This is a genomic window from Paenibacillus cisolokensis, from assembly GCF_018403665.1.
Lineage (GTDB): Bacteria > Bacillota > Bacilli > Paenibacillales > Paenibacillaceae > Paenibacillus_AH > Paenibacillus_AH cisolokensis.
Genome location: NZ_BOVJ01000040.1, coordinates 28,961 through 48,270 on the forward strand (window position 1 = coordinate 28,961; position 19,310 = coordinate 48,270).

Consider the following 19,310-nt stretch of genomic DNA (forward strand, 5'->3'; position numbering starts at 1 on the left):
ACAGGGGGAAAACGAACATGAAAACAAAGAAATGGTCGATCGCGCTGCTGGCTGTCATTCTCGCAACGGTACTGGCGCTCGCCGGTTGCGGCGGAGGCGGCAGCACCGAACCGACGGGTTCGACGGATGCGGGCGAAGGGCAAGGCGCCGAAGGGACGGGCAGCGAACCGTCCGGTCAGACGGAGCCGTCCGGTCAGAATGAGCAGGTGGAAATTACACTCGGCTATTACTCGGATGCCAAGTCCGACGCCAAGATGAAAGAGCTGATCGAGAAGTTCAAAGCGAAGCATCCGAACATTACGGTCAAGACGCAGAGTGCGCCTTACGGGCAATTTTTCCAAAAGCTCGATACGCAAATCGCCGCCGGTCAAGCGCCGGACGTATGGCTGTCCGACGGCGTATACGTAATGAAATACGCGGAACGCGGCGCCGTGCGCGAATTGACCGATTGGATCGAGAACGATCTGAATAAAGACGACTACTACGGCCTCGATTTCAACAAGGACGCGGAGGGACGGTATTGGGCCGTGCCGCAGGGCATCCAGGTCGGCGTCCTGTTCTACAACAAGGATCTGTTCGACAAGGCGCAGGTGCCGTACCCGACGGAAGACTGGACATGGGAAGATCTGAAGGAGACGGGGGCCAAGCTGACGGTCGACGCAGCGGGCAAGACAGCGGAGCAGGACGGCTTCGACAGCAACAACGTCAATCAGTTCGGTCTGACCTTCTTCAGCATTACGGAAGGCTGGTTCCCCGTGTTGAAAAGCTACGGCGGCGGCGTTCTCGACGAGACGCTGACCAAGTCGATCGTCAATTCGCCGGAGAACAAGCAGGCGGTCGAATGGATGGTCGACGGCATGAAGCGGGGCATCATTACCGATCCGGTCGACCTGAAGAGCTTCCAGAGCGCGATGGCGGTGTTCCCGAGCGGATCGGCCGCGATGCGGATCGGCATTTACTCGCGGGTACTGGCGGCCAACGAAGCGGGATTGAACTACGACGTGACCTTGCTGCCCAAAGGGCCTGACGGCAAGCGGTTCTCGCCGGTCATCGCCAACTCCTGGGTGATCAACGCCAAATCCGACGACAAAAAAGCCCAGGCTGCCTGGGAATGGATCAAATTTTGGGCAACCGAGGACGAGGTGCAGCGCGAATGGGCTGCGCTCGGCGAAGCGGTGCCGGTCAAGAAATCGGTGGCGCAATCGGATGTGTTCCTGACCCAAAGCGACAAGCCGGCAAACCGCAAGGCGTTTCTGGACAGTCTGGAATTCGCCGGTACGCTCGACAGCAATGCGGTGTGGGAGGAATGGGTCGGCAAGTTCAACGAGCATGCGCAGCGCGCGTTCCTCGGCGATACGACGGTCGATGAAGCGCTCGCCGCGGCCGACAAGGATATTCAAGCCATCCTCGATACGTTCTATCAGAAATAAGCGCACGAAAAGGCGGGACACGACATGACCAGCAATCAACAGACAGCCGGACGGGCGCTGGCCGGGGCGGGGCCGTCCCGGTCGAAACGGCGCAAATGGCTCGATCAGGAAGGGAGATGGGGGCTGCTCTTCGTCTCCCCTTATCTTATTCATTTTATTGTGTTCGTTGCCGGCCCGCTGGCCGCCTCGCTCTATTTCAGCCTGTCGGATTACGATATGCTCAATCCCCCCAAGTGGACGGGGCTCGATAATTACGCCAGGCTGCTGCATGATCCGCTATTTTGGAAATCGCTCTGGAACACGCTCTATTTCGTTATTCTGTTCGTGCCTTCGCAGGCGTTCCTCGCGCTGCTGCTCGCGGTGGCGCTCAACCGCAAGCTGAAAGGGCTCAAGCTGTTCCGGATGGCGCATTTCATACCGGTCATCTCGTCCTGGACCGTTATTTTGTACGTGGCCGACTCGGTATTCAATCCGCGCTTCGGCTTCGCCAACGCTTTCCTGACGCGGATCGGGCTCGATCCGCAGCGGTGGCTGCAGGATGAGCAGCTTGTCATTCCGCTGCTTGTGCTGATCGCCGTATGGAAAGGGATCGGTTATATGATGGTCATCTATCTGGCGGGGTTGCAGAGCGTACCCGGCGATCTGTACGAGGCGGCGGATATCGACGGAGCCGGCGCGGTCCGCAAGTTCCGGGCGATTACGCTGCCGCTCATTTCGCCGACGACCTTTCTCGTCATCGTGCTTAGCACGATTTCGACTTTCCAGGCGTTCGAACAAATTTACGTGCTGACGGGCGGTGCGGGCGGCATTACCGCGGCGGGCGGTCCGAACAATGCCAGCCTCGTGCTGATGCTGTATCTGTACCGCGAAGGGTTTGCCTTCATGCGGATGGGCTACGCTTCCGCGCTCGCCTGGGTGCTTTTCACCATTCTGTTCGTGCTCACGCTGCTTCAGCTGCGGCTGCAGGGCAGATGGGTCCACTACGATTGATCTTCATGCAAGAAAGGAGGACGCCCGATGCGACGCAAAACGGCTGCCGGCATTATCGGATGGACGGTCGTGCTGATCAGCTCGCTGGTCATGCTCGTGCCGTTTCTGACAACGCTGTTCAATTCGCTTAAGACGTACAAAGAGTATACGGCTGTACCGCCCAAATGGATACCGGAAACGTTCCAGTGGTCCAACTATTCGGAAGTGCTCAAGCTCGGCAATTTCGGCGCGTATACGATGAACAGCTTCATCGTTGCGCTGCTGTCCGTCGCGGGCGCGCTGCTGTCCTGTTCGCTCGTCGGCTACGCTTTCGCCCGGCTGCGATTTCCGCTCAAAAATGCCCTGTTCGTAATGGTGCTCGGCACGATGATGATTCCGCCCGTCGTCATCATCATTCCGCATTTTATCATTTTCAACGAATTGAACCTGCTGGACACGCTGACCCCGCTATGGGTCATCGAATGGCTGGCTCAACCGTTCGGCATCTTTCTGATGCGCCAGGCGTTCATGAACATTCCGAAGGAGTACGAGGAGTCGGCGAAGATGGAGGGCTGCAATCCGTTTCAAATCTATTGGCGTGTCTGCATGCCGATGGCGCTGCCGACGCTGGCCACGCTGGCGATTTTCACATTTATGGGCAAGTGGAACGAAATTTTGGCGCCCGTTATCTACTTGACGACGAATGAGAAATATACGCTGCCGATCGGCATTCTGTCACTTGGCGGACAGTGGTTCGGCAACGAGCAATATATGGTCGCCGCGGCGCTGCTCAGCCTGCTGCCGATTCTCGCGGTGTTTCTGTTCGCGGAGAAATATTTCGTCCAAAATCATGTCAGCTCAGGGATCAAGTAGAAGCGAAGGCGCTTATTGATGAAACCTATAGCGTGAATAGAAATGATATATTTCACTTATATTCCCGAATGTGCCACACTGGTTGCAAATCTTCATGCAAGGAGGCGGCGGCATGTGTCCGAAGCACAACTGGCAGCCTGACTTGTACGACGGCAAGCACGGCTACGTATCGGCATTCGGGAAGGACGTCGTCCGGCTGCTTCGGCCGGAGCCGGGCGAGCGCATTTTGGACGTCGGATGCGGAACGGGCGATCTGGCATACGAAATATCGAAGTCGGGGGCGATCGTCGTCGGCATGGACGCTTCCCCGGAGATGGTGGAGAAAGCGCGGAATAAATATCCCGGGCTGCGCTTCTTTGTCGGCGACGCGGAGCGGTTCACTTATGACGGATCGTTCGATGCCGTCTTTTCCAACGCGGCGCTGCACTGGATGAAGAACGCCCCGCAGGTGGCGGCATGTATATGGGATGTATTGCGGCCTGGCGGAAGATTTGTCGCTGAAATGGGAGGGAAGGGAAACGTCGGCGCGGTAGTGCGCGGGATTACCGAGGTGCTGAAAGAGGAATGCGGGATCGATGCGGAGCGGCTCAATCCGTGGTATTTTCCGAGCATCGGGGAGTATAGCGGATTGCTGGAACGGCAAGGTTTTCGCGTGACCTATGCCGTCCATTTCGACCGGCCGACTCCGATGGAGGACGGGGAGAGGGGGCTCCATCACTGGCTTGCCGCTTATGCGGGTTCCTTCTTCGCACCGTTTACGGAATCGGAAAAGGCCGATTTATTCGACAAAATCGCGGCCAGGTTAAAGCCCATGCTGTTTGAAGAAAGAGTCTGGCGCCTCGATTACAGCCGGCTGCGGATTGCTGCGGTCAAGCCGTAAGTAGTGCGCGCGGCCGGATCGTCGCGTGCGGATAAGAACCTGCAGGCGCAGTGGCGGCACCACGAGCCGTAAAAACGGGACTTTCGGGAGTTATCCCCGGAAGTCCCGTTTTTATATCGTCTCCCGACGGCCTATTCGGCATGAAACTTCTGCGCCGGACATATGGTGTATACGGACGTAAATCGGACAAGCCCTTCATCAAAGCTTTATTCTCCGATAGCTCCCGGTTTACATTCGCATGTTACACTGGAATAGCTTGGAAAACGATAGCTGAAAAGGGAGAGGATGAAATGAGGAGGAAAAGCAGGTACAAAGCGTTTATGCGCTTCGTATGCGCATGGACGGCAGCGGCTGTGGCGCTCGGCTGGACGACGGGGATCGGGCCGTCCGGGGCGCATGCGGCGGGAACGGAGCGCAAGACGCTGCAAGCGTCCAAAAGCGCGGCAGCCCCCGTTATCGACGGCAGTCCGGACGAACCGATGTGGCAGGTGAACGAAGCGATCGCCGTCCCTTTCGGAGACGGTCAGCATCAAAATGCGGCATTCGGTATGCTGTGGGATGCAAACTACTTGTATATTGCGGTAAAAGCGGAGGACGACCGTCTTGTTCATAACGGGGCCGGATACTGGTTCGAGCAGGACAACATGAGCTTGTACTTCGATCCTTCCCTGCACCGTTCTGTTCCGTTCGCAGACAGCGATATGCAGATCGGCATCGTGTATGCGCCGGATTCGTCGACGCCCGGGTTTTATTTCGGCGGGGCGCCAAATCATGCGGGCAAGGATGCGACCCGGATTTTGCGGGCGATCCGGACGACCGGGGACGGCTGGACGGCGGAGCTTGCCGTTCCATGGGACATGCTCTCCTTCGATCCGATGAAGCAGAAGAAGCTCGGATTCGAAATTTCGGTCACCGATCGCGACGATCCGGCCGGCCCCTCTCCTTTTCAGGCCTGGAGCGCTTATCAATCCGAATCGTTCTGGAACGATACGTCCGGTTACGGTGAAATCACGCTGAGCGACACGATTGCGGACGGCGCCGTAAACGACGTTTTGATCGATGAAAATTTCGACGGCTATGAAGCGGGCGCGGTGATACCGAACTGGATTTCCGGGGGGACTGACGGCAGTCCGCCGCTGACGGTTACGCGCGATACGTATGGCAACGGCCGTCTGACATTCGACGGCGGGCAGGCCGGCACGGAAGCTTGGACGCTCGCGCCCGCGCAATGGGACAATTATATCGTCGAGGCGGATATCCGCTTCGAAGAGCCGCCGGGCGATGCGGGCCGCGCCGGACTTCTGTTCCGCGCCGCTCCTGAAGGCGCCCCGCCTTACCATGAGGCGGCAATCCGAAGCGATGGCCAATTCGAGGTAGCGCAGCGCAAGCCGGACAACAGCCGGAACGTAATGGACGCCGGCCAAGCGCCGCCATTGGAGCCGAATCAAGCGTATACGTATAAATTGCGGGTGTTCGACCGGAACGTCAAAACTTATATAAAGGCGAAGGAGGACGGCGAGTTCACGCTGCTGTCGGACCGTTCGTTCGATTCCGGGCTTCAGGAACGGGGCAAGGCCGGACTGCAGGCGAGCCAAAGCGCCGTATCCTTCGATAATTTCAAAGTGACGCGAATATTCGCCGCCAGCTTGAATATGGACGTGCCGGAAACGGTGGAAGCGCTGACCGGTCCCATTGCGCCGGTCTTCGCGGCGCAATTCTCGGACGGCATCATCGAACCGGTCGCCGCCGAACGGGTCAGGCTGTACTCCTCCGACGAGTCGGTCGTCCGCATTATCGACAACCGGCTTTACCCCTTAAAGGAAGGGCAAGCTACCGTAACGGCGGTTTACGACCGGGCGGAGACGGTCCGGACGCTGACCGTGTCGCCTTCCGAGACCGGCGCCAAAGTCGTAGGCCTGAAGCATGACCGGGGCTACTTGCTGGCCGTAGCCGGACAGCCTGTCGACCTGGCGAGCCTCTCGTTCGAAGCGGAGTATAATGACATGACGACGGGGACGATCGCGGGAAGCGAATTGGACTGGGCGTCCGAAGACGACGGAATCGAGATCGGGCACGGCACCCTTATAGCGAATCGGAAAGGGATTTTCGCGGTAACGGCCGCCAAGGACGGCGTCTCGCTGCCGCTTACGATCGTGGCCAAAGACGCCGGCGAGCCGGTCTATGTGCTGTACGAGGACACGTTCGACGACGTTCCGGACGGCGCCATGCCGCAAGGATGGACGCGGATCGAAGGGACGACAGCAGCGAAAGCCGCCGTACAGGCCGGCGCGTTCGTGCTCGATGCCCGCTCGGCGCCGGACAATCCGTCGCGCGTGCTGCTGCCCGATTATTTAAGGCAATTCGGCGATTACACGATCGAAGCCGACGTCACGCACATCGCCGCGAACGATCCGACCCGCTGGCATTCGATCATGTACCGGGTGCAGCCCGGCAATTACCCGTATTACCAGATGGCGGTCCGCCAGGATGCGACGGCGCCGAACGGCGTCGAATTCGCCGAACGGACGCCCGCCAACGCCTGGTCCGTTATCGAGAAAGGCCCGTATGCCGAACAGATCATGCCGGATAAGCTGTACCGCTATACCGTCAAGGTTCGCGGGAACCGGGTCCAGCAGTGGATCGGCGATCAGCTGATCGTCGACACCGACCAGGCTTTCGCCTACGGCAAAGGCGGTATCGGGCTGCAGGCGAACGGCAGCGCGATGAAGGTCGATAATATCCGGGTTACGTTGCAGGAAGAGCCGCTGCCGCCGCTGCCTGCGGATCGATTCGTACAGGTAACCGAGCCGCAGACCGCCATCGCACTTGCGCCGACGATTGCCGCCTATCCCGATTCGTGGGAACGGTTGACGGCCTGGGCGGGCGAGCCGCAGGGACGGCCGGCCACCGTATTTCTGCATGTAAACGCCAAGCTTCAAGTGACCGATCCGTCCGGCAAGCGGGCGATCGGCACGCTCGACGAAGCGCTGCGGACGATCGGCACGACGATGATTCCGGCCTTCTATGTACGTCAGGCAGGCGCGGTTGATGCGCTGCTCGAATATGTCGGAGACGAGCGCATCGAAGACGCGTTTATCGTCTCGGATAAAGGCGACCTGATCCGGCGGGCCCGACAGGCGAATCCGATGCTGCGCGGCATTATCGACTACACGGGCCACCATGGGCTGTCCGGAAAGCCGAATACGAAGAAGCTGATGGAGATCGTGAAAAAAACGAACGGCTACTCCGCCAAGATTGCCTTGCTCCCGGAAGATGCCGCGACGGCCGACAACGTCGCCTATTTGCAAACTCGGCTTATCACGGTGTGGGCGCAGCAATCGGATAAAGGGAAGCCCGGCACGACGGCCGCCGCTTTGCCGGTTCACCGGCTCATTGCGGCCGGCGCGAACGGCATCGTCACCCGGGAGCCGGAGCGGGCCGCCGAGGCGCTCGGCATTTACTCGGCGCACAAGACGCTGGTCCGCAAGCCGCTCAATATCGGCCATCGCGGCATTCCCGCGCTTGCTCCGGAAAATACGCTCGAAGGCGCGGTGCTGGCGTACGAAATGGGCGCGGATATCGTGGAGAACGACATTTATTTGACGAAGGACGGACATATTGTCATCATGCACGATCCGACGATCGACCGGACGACGAACGGCAGCGGCAACATTGAGGGTTTTACGCTGGCGGAACTGAAGGGATTTAAGGCCAACAAGCAGTTTCCGGAGCAATATCCCGACGCCCGCATTCCGACGCTGGAGCAGTTTTTCAAGCGGTTTAAAGGGACGGATCTGGTCCATTTCGTGGAAATCAAAAGCTATAGGCCGGAAATCGTCGATGCGCTCGCCAATCTGATCGAACGCGAAGGTGTGGAAGATCAGGTCGTCATCATCTCGTTCAACGCCGATCAGCTGCGCCGCGTCCGCGAGCAGATGCCCTGGGTGTCGGTCGGTTATTTGACCGGCGGCTACGCGAACGAGGCGAACGTGAACAAGTCGCTGCGCGAAACGTTGAAGGCGATCCAGGGGCTGAACGCTACGTTCAATACGAGCTACGGCGGTCTCGGGCCGAACTTCATGGAAGCGGCCAAGCATCGGGGCATGACGATCTGGCCATGGACCTATCGCAGCGAAGCGGACTTTATTTCTTACTTCCTGTACGGAACATACGGATTGACGAACGATTACGCGCATTGGGCGTCCGATTGGGTGTACGGCATTCGCCCGGCCCAAACGTCCTACAAGCTGAAGGTGTTAGAGCGGACGGAAGTTTCCGCGGTGGCGGAGACGTATAAAGGCGATTCGATCGTCGTCCAGCCGGAGATCGTGCTGCTGGAAGGCGCCGACCTGGTGAAGGTGGAGGGCAACAGTCTAACCGGACTGAAGCCCGGCACCGCGCATGCTCTGTTGCGCTATACGGCGACGGTCGGAACGCAATCGTACGACCTGTATACGCAGCCGATCGCTGTGGAAGTCAAAGGCGGCAAGCCGTGATAAGAAGAGAGAGTGTGCGGAATTGCGGGTCTCGTAGAAAACCGCGTGCAAGCCGGCCGGGAAATGGTATCGCGATACGGGCTGGATCGTGGCAAATCAGCACTAGTTCCAATCGAATCATAGGTATGAGATTAATTATTTATCTGGTAAAGTAAAAGTATCGGGCTTTTATCGGGCTTTCATTGCCTATGCTTTCGCAGCCGTCCGTCTTCGTCCGATGTTCTGAATCGGGATGCTGACGGACGGTTTTCACGTTGGCCTCGCGTCTTTGTACGCCCGTAATCGAGATGAGGGAGGATGAGCCGAATGCCTTTCTGTAAAATCGGCGGCGCAAACTTGTATTACGAAGAGAGAGGCTCGGGGGATGCGATTATTTTTACGCACGGGCATTCGATGTTCCACGCGCAATGGCAGCCGCAGGTCGAAGCCTTATCCCCGCGTTTCCGCACGATTGTCTGGGATGTCAGGGGACACGGACGCTCCAGTCTGCCGGCCGGAAAAGTGGAGCCGGAAAGCTTCAGCCGGGATCTGGCCGGTCTGATGGAGGCGCTGGACATCCGGTCGGCGGTGCTTTGCGGATCGTCGATGGGCGGGCATATTTCGCTGCAAACGGCCATTCGTTATCCCGATAAAGTAAATGGACTCATTCTGATCGGCGCACCGTTTACGAACGCGTTCAATTGGTATGAAAAGCTGGCCGTACCTTTCAGCCTCATCAGCCTCCGGTTGATTCCGTACAAGTGGACGGCCCGACTGACCGCGGATGCGATGTCCAAAATCAATCCGGATAACAAAGCCTTCGTGCTGGAGGCGTTCGGGATGATGAAGAAGGACGAGTTCCTGCGGCTCTGGAAAGGCAATGTGCGGCTGGATAGCCGGGGGAAGCTGGACAAAGTCCGGTGCCCGACCCTCATTCTGTACGGAGAGCGGGACAACATGGTCGGCCGCCAGCAGCAGGCGATGGCCGCGGCGATTCGAGGTTCCGAGCTCAGAATGGTTCCCGGAGCCGGCCACTTGACGAATCTCGACAATCCCGAAGAAGTGAACCGGCATATCGAATCCTTTATGGCTGGCGTCTGCTCGCCATGAACGGTTGCCGGGAGGCGGTGCGGATAAAGCGGTTTGGCCGCTGATCGAGCGGGAGGAAGCAGGTCGTCGATATTTTCATACATATCAGATGAGACGAGGAGAAGAGGGGGAGTCCGCATTGAATGCGATCGAAAGAAGGCGCAACGAGCTTCGCGCTTATACGCCGCCGCTGACGAGAACGGCCGAGGAGGTGGAAGCGTTCTGGCAACCGCGTCTTGCAGCGGCCGCCCGAAGGCCGCTGAATGTGCGGCGGGAGAGGACGGACGCCGAATTGTTCGGGGATACGGCGGTATATCGCGTAACGTACGATGCCCATGACGGCACGGCAATCGGAGCCTGGTTCATCGTTCCGCCTTCGGCCGCGGGGCAGCCGCATCCGTGCGTCGTGCTGTATCCCGGCTACAGTACAGACCGGGGATATCCGGAACGGCATGCGAAATGGCTGCTTGCGGGCTGCTGCGTTTTTGCGGTCGATGCGAGAGGGCAGGGCGGCGAAACGGGCAACGGTCTGACAAGCGGTTCCGGACAGGCGAGAGGTTGGATGACGCAAGGGCTTCTGGACCCCGAAGGAGGCTACTACGCGGCGCTGTTGCTGGACGCCGTCCGGGCGGTCGAAGCGGCGGCGGAGATGCCGGAAGTCGATGCCGCGCGCGTGGCGTCGGCCGGAGGCAGCCAAGGGGGCGGCCTCGCGCTTGCCGCCGCGGCGCTCGGCAGACGGGTCTGCGCGGTGGCCGCGGATATTCCAAATTTATGCCATCTGGATTACGCGGTGATGCATTCGACCGGATCGGTATCCGAAGTGGCCGACTATGTTAGCCGTCATCCGGAGCGGCTGGACGAAGTGCTGGAGCGCCTGTCTTATTACGACATGATGAACCTGGCATACCGGATCGAAGTTCCCGTCCTGATGTCCGTCGGCTGGAAGGACCCGGTCTGTCCGCCGGAAACGGTCTATGCGGCTTACAACCGGCTGACCGTTCCGAAAACCATCTGTGACTACCCGTTTCTCGGTCATCAGGTGCCGGAGTATCAGGGCCGGGAAACGCTGCTGTTCCTGCGCGAGCGGTTTCGGGTCTTACGAGCGATGAAATGATCTTTAGTACCTAATATTCCGATTTATAGTTTTTAACAATGTCAACAAAAAAGGGGTAAAAACTTTGATCAAAGAGTTTAACTGCTCGGCAGGTGATGATCCGATACCAGTCAGCGTAAATTTGCAAGGTGTAGATATTCTAGAAATTGAAGTTCTTGCAGGAGCTGCCTTTTACAACGTAACCCTTGCAGGAATACAATGACATAAGTTCTCACATGATTGAAAAACTCGAGACCTAACATCAGGTCTGGAGTTTTTCTACAATCGTCCTATCTAAAGGCAGTCTTTATCGTACCCGGTAAAGAAACATCAAATCCCCTGGTCCCGAATCGGGCAGGGGATTTTGAATTATGGAACACTATTTATTGAAGACCGATCCAATCCGTGCCTGCGGTTTCACGCCAACGGGCGCGGATCGCTTCATAGCGGGGATCGGGAAGGCTGCCGGCCGCGAGCAGTGCGGCATTCTCCTTCCAGCGTTCGGGTCTGTGGGTGCCGACGATCGCCGTATGTACGTCGGGGACGGACAGCGTGAACCGGAGTGCGGTACCGACCGAGTCCGGTTCGTCGAGAAAATCGTATTTCAACTGCTGCAGACGTTCCCAATACGGCTGCGCGTATTCGCTTTCCGGTTTGCGTCCCGTTACCCACGCCGCATTGGCGATCGGACGTTTGGCGGTGACGCCCATGCCGCGCTCCGCCGCTTTCGGAATCGTCAGTGTCACGGCTTCCTGGTCGGCGATGTTGACGGATGTCTCCAGAGAGTCGAAGGCTCCGCATTCCACGGCGTACAGCGCAGCGCGATGGTCGCCGCTGTATCCGATAAAACGGGTTTTGCCCTTCTCCTTGGCCCTTATGAGCACGTCGATGACGTCTCCCTGGCGGAGCAGCTCTTCGCTGCACGAATGCAGATGTATGACATCGACGTAGTCGGTGCGCAGCCGGCGCAGACTGCGGTCGATGCTCTCCTCCAGCAGCTTCGGTTCCCAGTCCGGATATTCGAGTCCCGAGGCATGTCCGCATTTGGTGAACAGATAATACTCGCTGCGCCGGTGCGAGACGGTCTGGCCGATCAGTTCCTCGCTCGTGCCGTAGCATTCCGCCGTGTCGATGACATTGAGACCTGCATCCAGCGCGCTGCCGAGCAGCCGTTCGACCTCGCCCGGCGAAGCGCCCTTAAAGCCGATTTCGGCGCCGCCGAATCCGAGAACGCTGACCTTCATGCCGGTGTTTCCGTAAAGCCGTTGTTCCATCGCGGTCATCTCCTTCGTTGCCGGATCGGGTAGTCCTCCGGCAATCATTTTTGTGGCGTACAAGCATATTATACAATATTTGGTCCCGGGTTCTTGAAGCGGTTTCCTGAAATTCGAGTCATTCGAGGGAGAACCGAGGATTGAATTTACGGACCGGCGACTTGTGAAAAGGAGCGAGCGCGAGCATGCATGCGACGGCCGCCTCTTTTATTCCGCTCAGCAGGCATTTGCGGATATAACGGCATCTCCATGTGCCGCAGGGGACTTTCGTTAAGGCTGCTTCAGGAGTATACTTGTAACCATAAGTTTTTGCGGGTTTCAGACAAGCGGAAAACGGCGTCGGCCAGCGAAGCGGCCCGTTGTCCGGAACTCCCGGACCATAAAGAGAAATGCGGAGGAAAACCGGACTCGAAGACAACATACCGGCATACCGGAAAACCTGGGGAGTGGAGAAGATTGACCTATAACGAAATGCTGGGCAGACGCAGCGAGATGCTGAAGCGGAGAATCCGGGACATGATCGTCCGGAAGAACAAAAACGGGCTGAATGCGCAAGAGGGGCATTTTCTGCAGCATATGATCAAGGAACTGCACCAGAACGAGCACGAATTGGAAGCAGCGCGGAAATAAGCGATCGTTTACCGCGGGCCGCCGAATGGGCTTGACGACTCCTGCCAGACGAAGGCGCTGGCGGGAGTTTTGTTTGTGCGGCCAGGGGAAACCCAATCAGTCGGAGGAGCGGGAATACGTGAATAACGGATGGGATCAAAATGGAAAAGGGCTGGGCATGGCGCAGATCGCCCGCTACGGGGTCAAGTGGCTGCTGCTCGCGGCTGCCGCGGGTGTCCTGGCCGGAACGGCGTCGGCGCTTTTCCTGGCTCTGCTGGAGCGGGCGACGGCAACTCGCGAAGGAGCGCCCTGGCTGCTCTGGCTGCTGCCGGCCGCCGGCGCTTTGATCAGCTATATGTACGCAACCGTCGGAGGAGAGGCGGGGAAGGGCAATAACCTGCTGATCGAACGGATTCATGAAGGCCGGGGAACGGTGCCGCTGCGCATGGCGCCGCTCGTGCTGATCGGAACGGTCGCGACCACCTGTTCGGCGGCTCCGCCGGCAGGGAAGGGACGGCCGTTCAGATGGGCGGCAGCTTGGCGGCGTATGCGGCCGGCCTGCTGCGGATACGGCCGGAAGACCGGCCGCTGCTGCTCATGTGCGGCGTGGCCGCCGGCTTCGGCTCCGTGTTCGGGACGCCGCTCGCCGGTGCGGTATTCGCCGCCGAAATGCTGACGGTCGGCACGATCCGTTACCGGGCGCTCTTTCCGTGTTTTGCGGCTGCGCTGATCGGCGATGCCGTGACGACAGCATGGGGGATCGACCATCCGCATTACGATATGGGCGGAATGCCGGAATTTTCAATACTGCTCCTGCTCAGGGTCGCGCTGGCCGCTGTGCTGTTCGGCCTGGTCAGCGCCTTCTTCAGCGAGCTCGTGCGGACTTCCAAGATCGTCTTCGCCAGGCTGGCGTCGAACCCGGCGGTGAGAAGCGCGGCGGGCGGCGCACTGGTGATCGCCCTCGTTTATATTGCCGGAACCCGGGACTACCTGGGCTTGTCGCTGCCGCTCCTCTCCGATGCGTTCGCAGGAGAGGGCGACCCGTTCGCCTTTTTGTGGAAAACGGTGTTTACCGCCGTTACGCTCGGCTCGGGGTTCCAGGGCGGCGAAGTGACGCCGCTGTTCGTCATCGGCGCGACGTTCGGCGAGACGCTGTCCGGGCCGCTGTCGCTGTCCGCTTCCTTTCTGGCCGGACTTGGGCTTGTCGGGGTGTTCTGCGGCGCGACGAACACGCCGGTCGCCTGCCTGCTGCTCGGTATCGAGCTGTTTGGCTTCGACAACGTCGGATATATTGCCGTCGTGTGCGTGATCAGCTATTTGGCCTCCGGGCATACGGGCATTTACAGCTCGCAGCGGATTGCCGCCAGCAAGCTGGGCCGCCGTCGGCTTCCCGAAGGGACGACGATCGGCACCGCCAGACGGCGAAGGCAACGATCGTAGATGCAAGTTGCGTCGCGCAACCGCACGTGGGTTGGAAAAGAATGCCGGGAGTCTTCCCGGCATTCTTCGTTTCGCGCCCGGCGGCTTACCCGAACACGGCGATTCGCACCTCGTGCGGACGGTAGACCGCCGTCAGGCCGCCGTCGGCTCCGCAGGCGAACAGCACGGAACGTTCCGCTTCGAGCGTGAAGGCGTACCGCTTGCCCGTCCCGGGATCGCGTACTTCGACGTCGACGGGATAACCCGCCTCCGAGACGAATACATACAGCGCCCCCTCGGCGAATCCGACCTTCCGGCCGTATACGCCTGGCAGTTCGCCCCCGCGCAGCCATTCCAGCTCGCGCTCCACGCCCGCCGCGTCGGCCGCGAGCCGGTATACGGCCTGCAGCGGCTCCAGCCGTTCGTTCAGCTCCAGCGGCAGCGGGCACCACAGCAGCTTGCCGGCGCCAAGCTGCCTTTCGATCAACCGCGCCGGCCCATCCTCGCTTCCGCCCGTCAACTGCTTGGCGCTGTCGGCGATGTGCGGGCCGCCGAACGATACGGGCAGCAGGCGGCCGTTCAGTTCCAGCAGTTCCTCGCGCCGCAGGTTGACGACCGGACCGGCCTCCGGCCCGAGCAGCTCGTTCAGCCGGTTCACCGGGCGCCAATATTCGTCGAGTCCGATCGGACCGGTGAACAGCAGCGTCGTCCCGCGGCGCTCGGCAAGTGCGATCAGCTTGTTCAGTGCATCTGAGCCGAAGTTGTGCGGACTCGGCACGATCACGAGCTTCGGCGGCGCCTCCTCCAGCTCGTCGAGATGATATTCCCCGGCGCCGCGCACGTGAATATTCATCGTATAGGCGAGTGTCCGCACAAGCCGCGACGTTGCTTCCCGAGCCAGCTTGCGTACGGAGAAATCGTTGGAATACGGGAACACGACGGCGATCTCCTCCAGCCGCCGTTCCTTGAACAGCTCGCCGATCCGCGCCATGAACGAGCCGAAATCGTACGAGACATCGGCTTCCGGCTTCTCCGTGCCGTCGGCCCGCAGCGCACCGATATTGGATTCGTTCACATTGTCCATATAGTAATTGATGTTCCAGATCCACTGCACGGCCCCGGCAGCGCCGGTCGCGAAGGCGTATGCGTATTTCCGTTCCAAAATATTGCGCAGTTCCTCTTCGCTCCGTTTCGAGCGGCCATCCGGCGTTTCCACGTGCATGATGCCGGTTTCCTGCACCAGGTTCGGCTTGTTCAAGGTTTTTGTAAAGACGCCGTCCCAGACCAGATCGTCCATTTCCCACCATGAATGAACGGTCGTATAATCGACCGCCTCGCTGTAGAAGAACGGCGACGGACGTTGGGCGGCAAGCGCCTCGTCCTGGCCGACCGTGACGAGCTGTTGCGGCTGGATCGCGCGGATCGCGGCGGTCAGCTCGCGCGCCCAACGGTTGTGCATGTCCATGGTGAACAGCGTGTAATCGAGCCATACGCCGTTCTTCTTGGCGCTCAGCGGCGTCGTCCGGAAATTGACGTCGCCCGGTTCCGGCAGCCGCACCGCCTCAAAAGACGGCAGCTCGTCGGGCGTCATATTCCAGCGCTCCTGCAGCGTCCGAATATCGCCGTGGCGCTCGCGCAGCCATTCGATATAGGCCTGGCGTTCGTACGGATCGCGGGCGGAGCGGGGGCCGCTGAACGTCCGCTTCGGATCGAACATCGAAGGCTCGTTGATCAAATCCCAATGCACATGGGTGGAATCGGCGTGGCGCGAAACGATCGTCGTCAGAAAACGCTTCTGCGCTTCGACGCTGCGGGGATCGAGATACGGATTGACCCCTTCCCAGGTCTCGGGCGTAAAAGAGAAAAAGTTGAACGTTACGTCCAGGCCATGCCGTTTGGCGGTCAACAGAAAAGCGTCGATCGCGCGCAGTACCTCTTCATAAGGATGTCCGTCCACAAACATAATGTTGCGCCACGCCGTCCATATGCCGGTACGGATCAGATTGATGCCCGCCCGCTTCATCTGGGCCATATCCCGGTCCCAGACGGCCGCGTTCGGCAGGAACAAGTATTTGCGCGCCACATCGCTCGTCATGTACGTCATGCCGACGATGGGCAGCGGCTTGCCGCCCTTCACGAAATAGTCCCGTCCGCAGCGCAGCATGTCGCCTTCGCGCAGCAACTCCCGGTCGAAGCCCCAGAATCCCTGGCGCAGCGTCCGCCGTTCGCCGGCCGCCGATTCGGCTGCGCATTCGGCAACGTAAAATCCGGGAGAGAGCGGAACGGGCATCGTCAACCGCCGCAGCGCCAGATTCAAGCCGACCGGAAGCTCGACGGAGGCGCTCCATACTTCGGTGAAGGCGTCGCTGTCATAGCGGTAATCGGGAGCGGAAGCGTCCGCCGAAGAACGGTTCGCCTTCAGCACGCGGAGACGGAATGACCATGCGACCGGCGCGTCCGCGGCCGCGCCGCCCCGCACTGCCGCCTTGGCGCCGAAATCCCGCCGCTCGAAACGTTGTCCCTGCAGCGTGAACGACGCCTGCTCTCCGGGCTCGTAGCTGCCGTAATTCGGCTTCAGCCACAGCTCCGTAACGCCGAGCGCGGCATACGACGCCCACTTCGCGAGCGCCTCGGCGCCCCCGCCGTACCAGAACGCACCGCGCAGCTGCTGGTTTACGAAAATCCACCGTCCGCCGCAAAATTCCCCTTTCACATGCTCCAGCTGGACGACGGGTGCCGCCACTTCGCGCTCGATGCCGTTCAGGCGGCCGATGCCCTTCAGCAGCGGCTCGATGCGGGCGTCCATCGGCCCGCCGGAGCCCATCTGCTCCGGCCAGTCGCTGGCACGGGTGACATGAAGCACAAGCCCCCAGGTCGGTTCGACTGTGAACAGCGATTCGCAGCCCTCCAGCAGCGGGATATCGGGATTCGCCGCCAGCCGTTCCACACGCGACGGATCGACGGCCAGCGCGTCGTGGATGAGCAACTGCTGGTGATAACCCGTCTGCTCGGGCTCGGCGATCCATTCGCCGCCGACCTTGCAGACGGGCGTCTTGAACGGGGCGCCGCCCGCCGACAGCAAGCCGCCGCCCCGGCGAAGATGGTTCAGAATCGCCGTCCAGGCGTCTTTGGGAAAGAACGGTCCGTGCAAATGGACGTACACGTCCGCATCCTTCAGCGCCTCCGCAAGCTGCTTCGCATCGGCGACGACAAAGAGGCGCTTCAGCTCCGCCAGCGCCCGCTCGTCCGGGCGTTGGCCGGCATAGGGAAACGAAGCGTCGTAGAAAAGTACAAGTTGACCCATATCTTCATCCACCATCCTTGTAAAATAAATGGTATTGCCATACATTATTGTTAGGATTGTTAGGTAACACGCCTGTTTGGCATGGCGAATAATGTAGCCGCGGCCAGGCGGAAAGTCAATAACTCGGCGGGAAGTCGACAACCGAACGACATGGACCAGCGTCAATAAGTGCCGATAAGCGCATAAGTGTCAATAAGCAGCAATAGAAGAATGGTAAAGGGAGGCAAGTAACGATGGCGAGGAAAGTATCCATGCAGGAGATCGCCGACCGTCTCGGCGTATCCAAATATACGGTTTCGCAGGCGTTGTCGGGCAAGCCCGGGGTAAGCGCCGCGACCAGACGCCGGGTCGCGGCGCTGGCGCGAGCGCTCGGTTATCGCAAGACCGGACGGGACGCGCCCGGGCTGCACGAGGAGGGGCAAGAGGCGGCGCGGACTGCCGGACCGCGTTTGCTCGTCGGCATGGAGGAGCACCATGCCGATGAGCCGATGTTTTGGCGCCGGGTGATGGAAGGCGTGGCCGCAGGTTGCCGCGAGCACGGGCTTCGGCCCGAATTTTCAGCTACAGCCGCGGCCGGACCGATGAGGCCGCCGTCGCGGAAACCGTCAAGCGGCAAGGGGACGCGGCCGGATACGTCATCATCGGCAAATGTCCGACCGCCACGCTGCTGCGGCTTGGCGACAGCGGGCTGCCGATGGTGCTCGTCGATCACGAGGAGCCGCTTCTTGCCGCGGATGCGGTGCTGAACGCGAACGCCGAAGCCGGTCGGCTGGCTTGCCGCCGGCTGCTGGCCGAAGGGTGCCGCAGCATCGTCATGGTCGGCCGGGATTCGTTCGCCGTCAGCTTTCGCGAACGGTGGTGGGGCTGCCGGATGGCTTTCGACGAATGGCAAAGGGAGGATAAACGGGAGCCGGCACCCGCGCCCGCATCCCTTCGCAAATGGACCGTTCCGTACGGCAGCCCGTCTTGGCCCCATTCGCTGTGCAAGCGGCTCGATACCGCCGCAGAGCTGCCGGATGGCTTCGTATGCGCCAACGACGAGCTGGCGCTGGAGCTGAGCAGGGCGCTGATCGAGCGGGGAACGCCGCTTCCGGATCGCTGCCGGATCGTCGGCATCGACAATACGGCAGCCAGCCAGTCGGCACCGCTTCCGCTCACGACGGTGGACCTGGCCAAAGAATGGCTGGGCATGCGGGCGGTCGAAGCGATCGTGCGCAGACTGGGCCGGCCGGAAGCGCCGCCGGAGAAAATCGTTTTATCCGCCAGTCTCATTGTCCGCCAATCAGGCTAAAAGATGGACTTTCGCCGTCAGGCGTCATGCCGGACCGTATCGGAAAGATAAACGGCTTACGCCTTCCGTTTTTCGGCGGCAGACGTTTATTTCCCCTTTTTTCAAATTGACGTCTGTTTGATCGAAGAGATATACTAATCAATATTTTAGTACTAATATATTTTGTTCTAAGAGATTATCATTTGGAAAGGAGGGAGCGCTCGACGTGCCGGACAATGCGTTTATCGTGGAACTGTCAAATTACTTCCGGACGATCGTCGCCCATCTGACGAAGGAATGGAACAAGCGGATGGTCGACAACCTCAACTTCACGCAGACGAAAATGCTGTCTCTTCTGGACGCCAACGGACCGATGAAAGCGTCCAGGCTGGCGGAAGAGCTGTGCATGACGTCCGGCGCTTTAACCGGAATCGCGGATAAACTGATCGCATCCGATCATATCGTGCGGGAGCGGGACGAGAACGATCGCCGCGTCGTCTATGTCCGGATTACCGAAAAAGGCCGGCGGGCGCTTAAGGAAGTGCGCGTCAGGCAAAAAGAAACGCTCTCCCTGGTTTTCAAAATTTGAGCCCCGAGGACGAGGCTCATCTGAGACGCATTTTCA

Annotated in this window: 15 protein-coding genes; 13 read left to right on the top strand and 2 right to left on the bottom strand. The window is 59.8% G+C overall.

Annotated features, from left to right (window positions below; all coding sequences use genetic code 11):
* Positions 1-17 precede the first annotated feature (17 nt).
* The 8 genes from PACILC2_RS05510 to PACILC2_RS05545 all read left to right on the top strand — a co-directional run bounded on the left by PACILC2_RS05510 (position 18) and on the right by PACILC2_RS05545 (position 11,032).
* Positions 18-1,430, top strand: coding sequence for an ABC transporter substrate-binding protein (locus tag PACILC2_RS05510; protein ID WP_213527994.1), 1,413 nt, complete (start codon positions 18-20; stop codon positions 1,428-1,430).
* Positions 1,431-1,454: 24 nt separating this feature from the next.
* A complete protein-coding gene (locus PACILC2_RS05515; protein WP_062496250.1) occupies positions 1,455-2,420 on the top strand; it encodes a carbohydrate ABC transporter permease in 966 nt (321 codons plus the stop codon).
* A 27-nt stretch (positions 2,421-2,447) separates the two neighbouring features.
* Positions 2,448-3,272: a carbohydrate ABC transporter permease gene (locus tag PACILC2_RS05520; RefSeq protein ID WP_213527996.1), complete on the top strand. Its 825-nt coding sequence runs from the start codon at positions 2,448-2,450 to the stop codon at positions 3,270-3,272.
* Positions 3,273-3,384: 112 nt separating this feature from the next.
* Complete coding sequence (locus PACILC2_RS05525) at positions 3,385-4,152, top strand: class I SAM-dependent methyltransferase (protein WP_213527998.1); 768 nt, start codon at positions 3,385-3,387, stop codon at positions 4,150-4,152.
* Positions 4,153-4,442: 290 nt separating this feature from the next.
* The gene (locus PACILC2_RS05530) at positions 4,443-8,648 is read left to right on the top strand and encodes a glycerophosphodiester phosphodiesterase family protein (RefSeq protein WP_213528000.1); all 4,206 of its coding nucleotides are present in this window, start codon (positions 4,443-4,445) and stop codon (positions 8,646-8,648) included.
* 306 nt (positions 8,649-8,954) lie between these two features.
* On the top strand, positions 8,955-9,737 hold the full coding sequence (locus PACILC2_RS05535) for an alpha/beta fold hydrolase (protein ID WP_213528002.1): 783 nt from the start codon (positions 8,955-8,957) through the stop codon (positions 9,735-9,737).
* A gap of 118 nt (positions 9,738-9,855) precedes the next feature.
* Positions 9,856-10,830, top strand: coding sequence for an acetylxylan esterase (locus PACILC2_RS05540; RefSeq protein WP_213528004.1), 975 nt, complete (start codon positions 9,856-9,858; stop codon positions 10,828-10,830).
* A 64-nt stretch (positions 10,831-10,894) separates the two neighbouring features.
* Positions 10,895-11,032 (top strand): hypothetical protein, encoded by a 138-nt coding sequence (locus tag PACILC2_RS05545; RefSeq protein ID WP_213528006.1) that lies wholly within the window; start codon positions 10,895-10,897, stop codon positions 11,030-11,032.
* A 160-nt stretch (positions 11,033-11,192) separates the two neighbouring features.
* Here the strand turns inward: PACILC2_RS05545 and PACILC2_RS05550 are convergent, their stop codons facing one another.
* Positions 11,193-12,083, bottom strand: a complete 891-nt coding sequence (locus PACILC2_RS05550; RefSeq protein ID WP_213528008.1) for an aldo/keto reductase — start codon at positions 12,081-12,083, stop codon at positions 11,193-11,195.
* A gap of 456 nt (positions 12,084-12,539) precedes the next feature.
* Here PACILC2_RS05550 and PACILC2_RS05555 point away from each other — a divergent pair, with 456 nt between their 5' ends.
* On the top strand, positions 12,540-12,713 hold the full coding sequence (locus PACILC2_RS05555; protein WP_201024059.1) for a hypothetical protein: 174 nt from the start codon (positions 12,540-12,542) through the stop codon (positions 12,711-12,713).
* Positions 12,714-13,217: 504 nt separating this feature from the next.
* Positions 13,218-14,132, top strand: coding sequence for a chloride channel protein (locus PACILC2_RS05560; protein WP_244863256.1), 915 nt, complete (start codon positions 13,218-13,220; stop codon positions 14,130-14,132).
* An 85-nt stretch (positions 14,133-14,217) separates the two neighbouring features.
* Here PACILC2_RS05560 and PACILC2_RS05565 read toward each other — a convergent pair whose 3' ends face one another.
* Positions 14,218-17,415: a beta-galactosidase gene (locus PACILC2_RS05565; protein ID WP_213528010.1), complete on the bottom strand. Its 3,198-nt coding sequence runs from the start codon at positions 17,413-17,415 to the stop codon at positions 14,218-14,220.
* Between the two features lie 233 nt (positions 17,416-17,648).
* On the opposite strand from PACILC2_RS05565, the gene PACILC2_RS05570 reads away from it, so the two are divergent.
* From PACILC2_RS05570 to PACILC2_RS05580, 3 genes are all read left to right on the top strand, one after another.
* The gene (locus PACILC2_RS05570) at positions 17,649-18,161 is read left to right on the top strand and encodes a LacI family DNA-binding transcriptional regulator (RefSeq protein ID WP_213528012.1); all 513 of its coding nucleotides are present in this window, start codon (positions 17,649-17,651) and stop codon (positions 18,159-18,161) included.
* On the top strand, positions 18,110-18,706 hold the full coding sequence (locus PACILC2_RS05575; RefSeq protein ID WP_213528014.1) for a substrate-binding domain-containing protein: 597 nt from the start codon (positions 18,110-18,112) through the stop codon (positions 18,704-18,706). The genes PACILC2_RS05570 and PACILC2_RS05575 overlap by 52 nt, the downstream gene beginning before the upstream one ends.
* Before the next feature lie 205 nt (positions 18,707-18,911).
* Positions 18,912-19,274 (top strand): MarR family winged helix-turn-helix transcriptional regulator, encoded by a 363-nt coding sequence (locus PACILC2_RS05580; protein WP_213528016.1) that lies wholly within the window; start codon positions 18,912-18,914, stop codon positions 19,272-19,274.
* Positions 19,275-19,310: the final 36 nt, after the last annotated feature.

Coding starts and splice junctions, on each gene's coding strand:
- PACILC2_RS05510 (WP_213527994.1), top strand. CDS start 18: ATGAAAACAAAGAAATGGTCGATCGCGCTGCTGGCTGTCATTCTCGCA.
- PACILC2_RS05515 (WP_062496250.1), top strand. CDS start 1,455: ATGACCAGCAATCAACAGACAGCCGGACGGGCGCTGGCCGGGGCGGGG.
- PACILC2_RS05520 (WP_213527996.1), top strand. CDS start 2,448: ATGCGACGCAAAACGGCTGCCGGCATTATCGGATGGACGGTCGTGCTG.
- PACILC2_RS05525 (WP_213527998.1), top strand. CDS start 3,385: ATGTGTCCGAAGCACAACTGGCAGCCTGACTTGTACGACGGCAAGCAC.
- PACILC2_RS05530 (WP_213528000.1), top strand. CDS start 4,443: ATGAGGAGGAAAAGCAGGTACAAAGCGTTTATGCGCTTCGTATGCGCA.
- PACILC2_RS05535 (WP_213528002.1), top strand. CDS start 8,955: ATGCCTTTCTGTAAAATCGGCGGCGCAAACTTGTATTACGAAGAGAGA.
- PACILC2_RS05550 (WP_213528008.1), bottom strand. CDS start 12,083: ATGGAACAACGGCTTTACGGAAACACCGGCATGAAGGTCAGCGTTCTC.
- PACILC2_RS05560 (WP_244863256.1), top strand. CDS start 13,218: ATGGGCGGCAGCTTGGCGGCGTATGCGGCCGGCCTGCTGCGGATACGG.
- PACILC2_RS05565 (WP_213528010.1), bottom strand. CDS start 17,415: ATGGGTCAACTTGTACTTTTCTACGACGCTTCGTTTCCCTATGCCGGC.
- PACILC2_RS05570 (WP_213528012.1), top strand. CDS start 17,649: ATGGCGAGGAAAGTATCCATGCAGGAGATCGCCGACCGTCTCGGCGTA.
- PACILC2_RS05575 (WP_213528014.1), top strand. CDS start 18,110: ATGGTGCTCGTCGATCACGAGGAGCCGCTTCTTGCCGCGGATGCGGTG.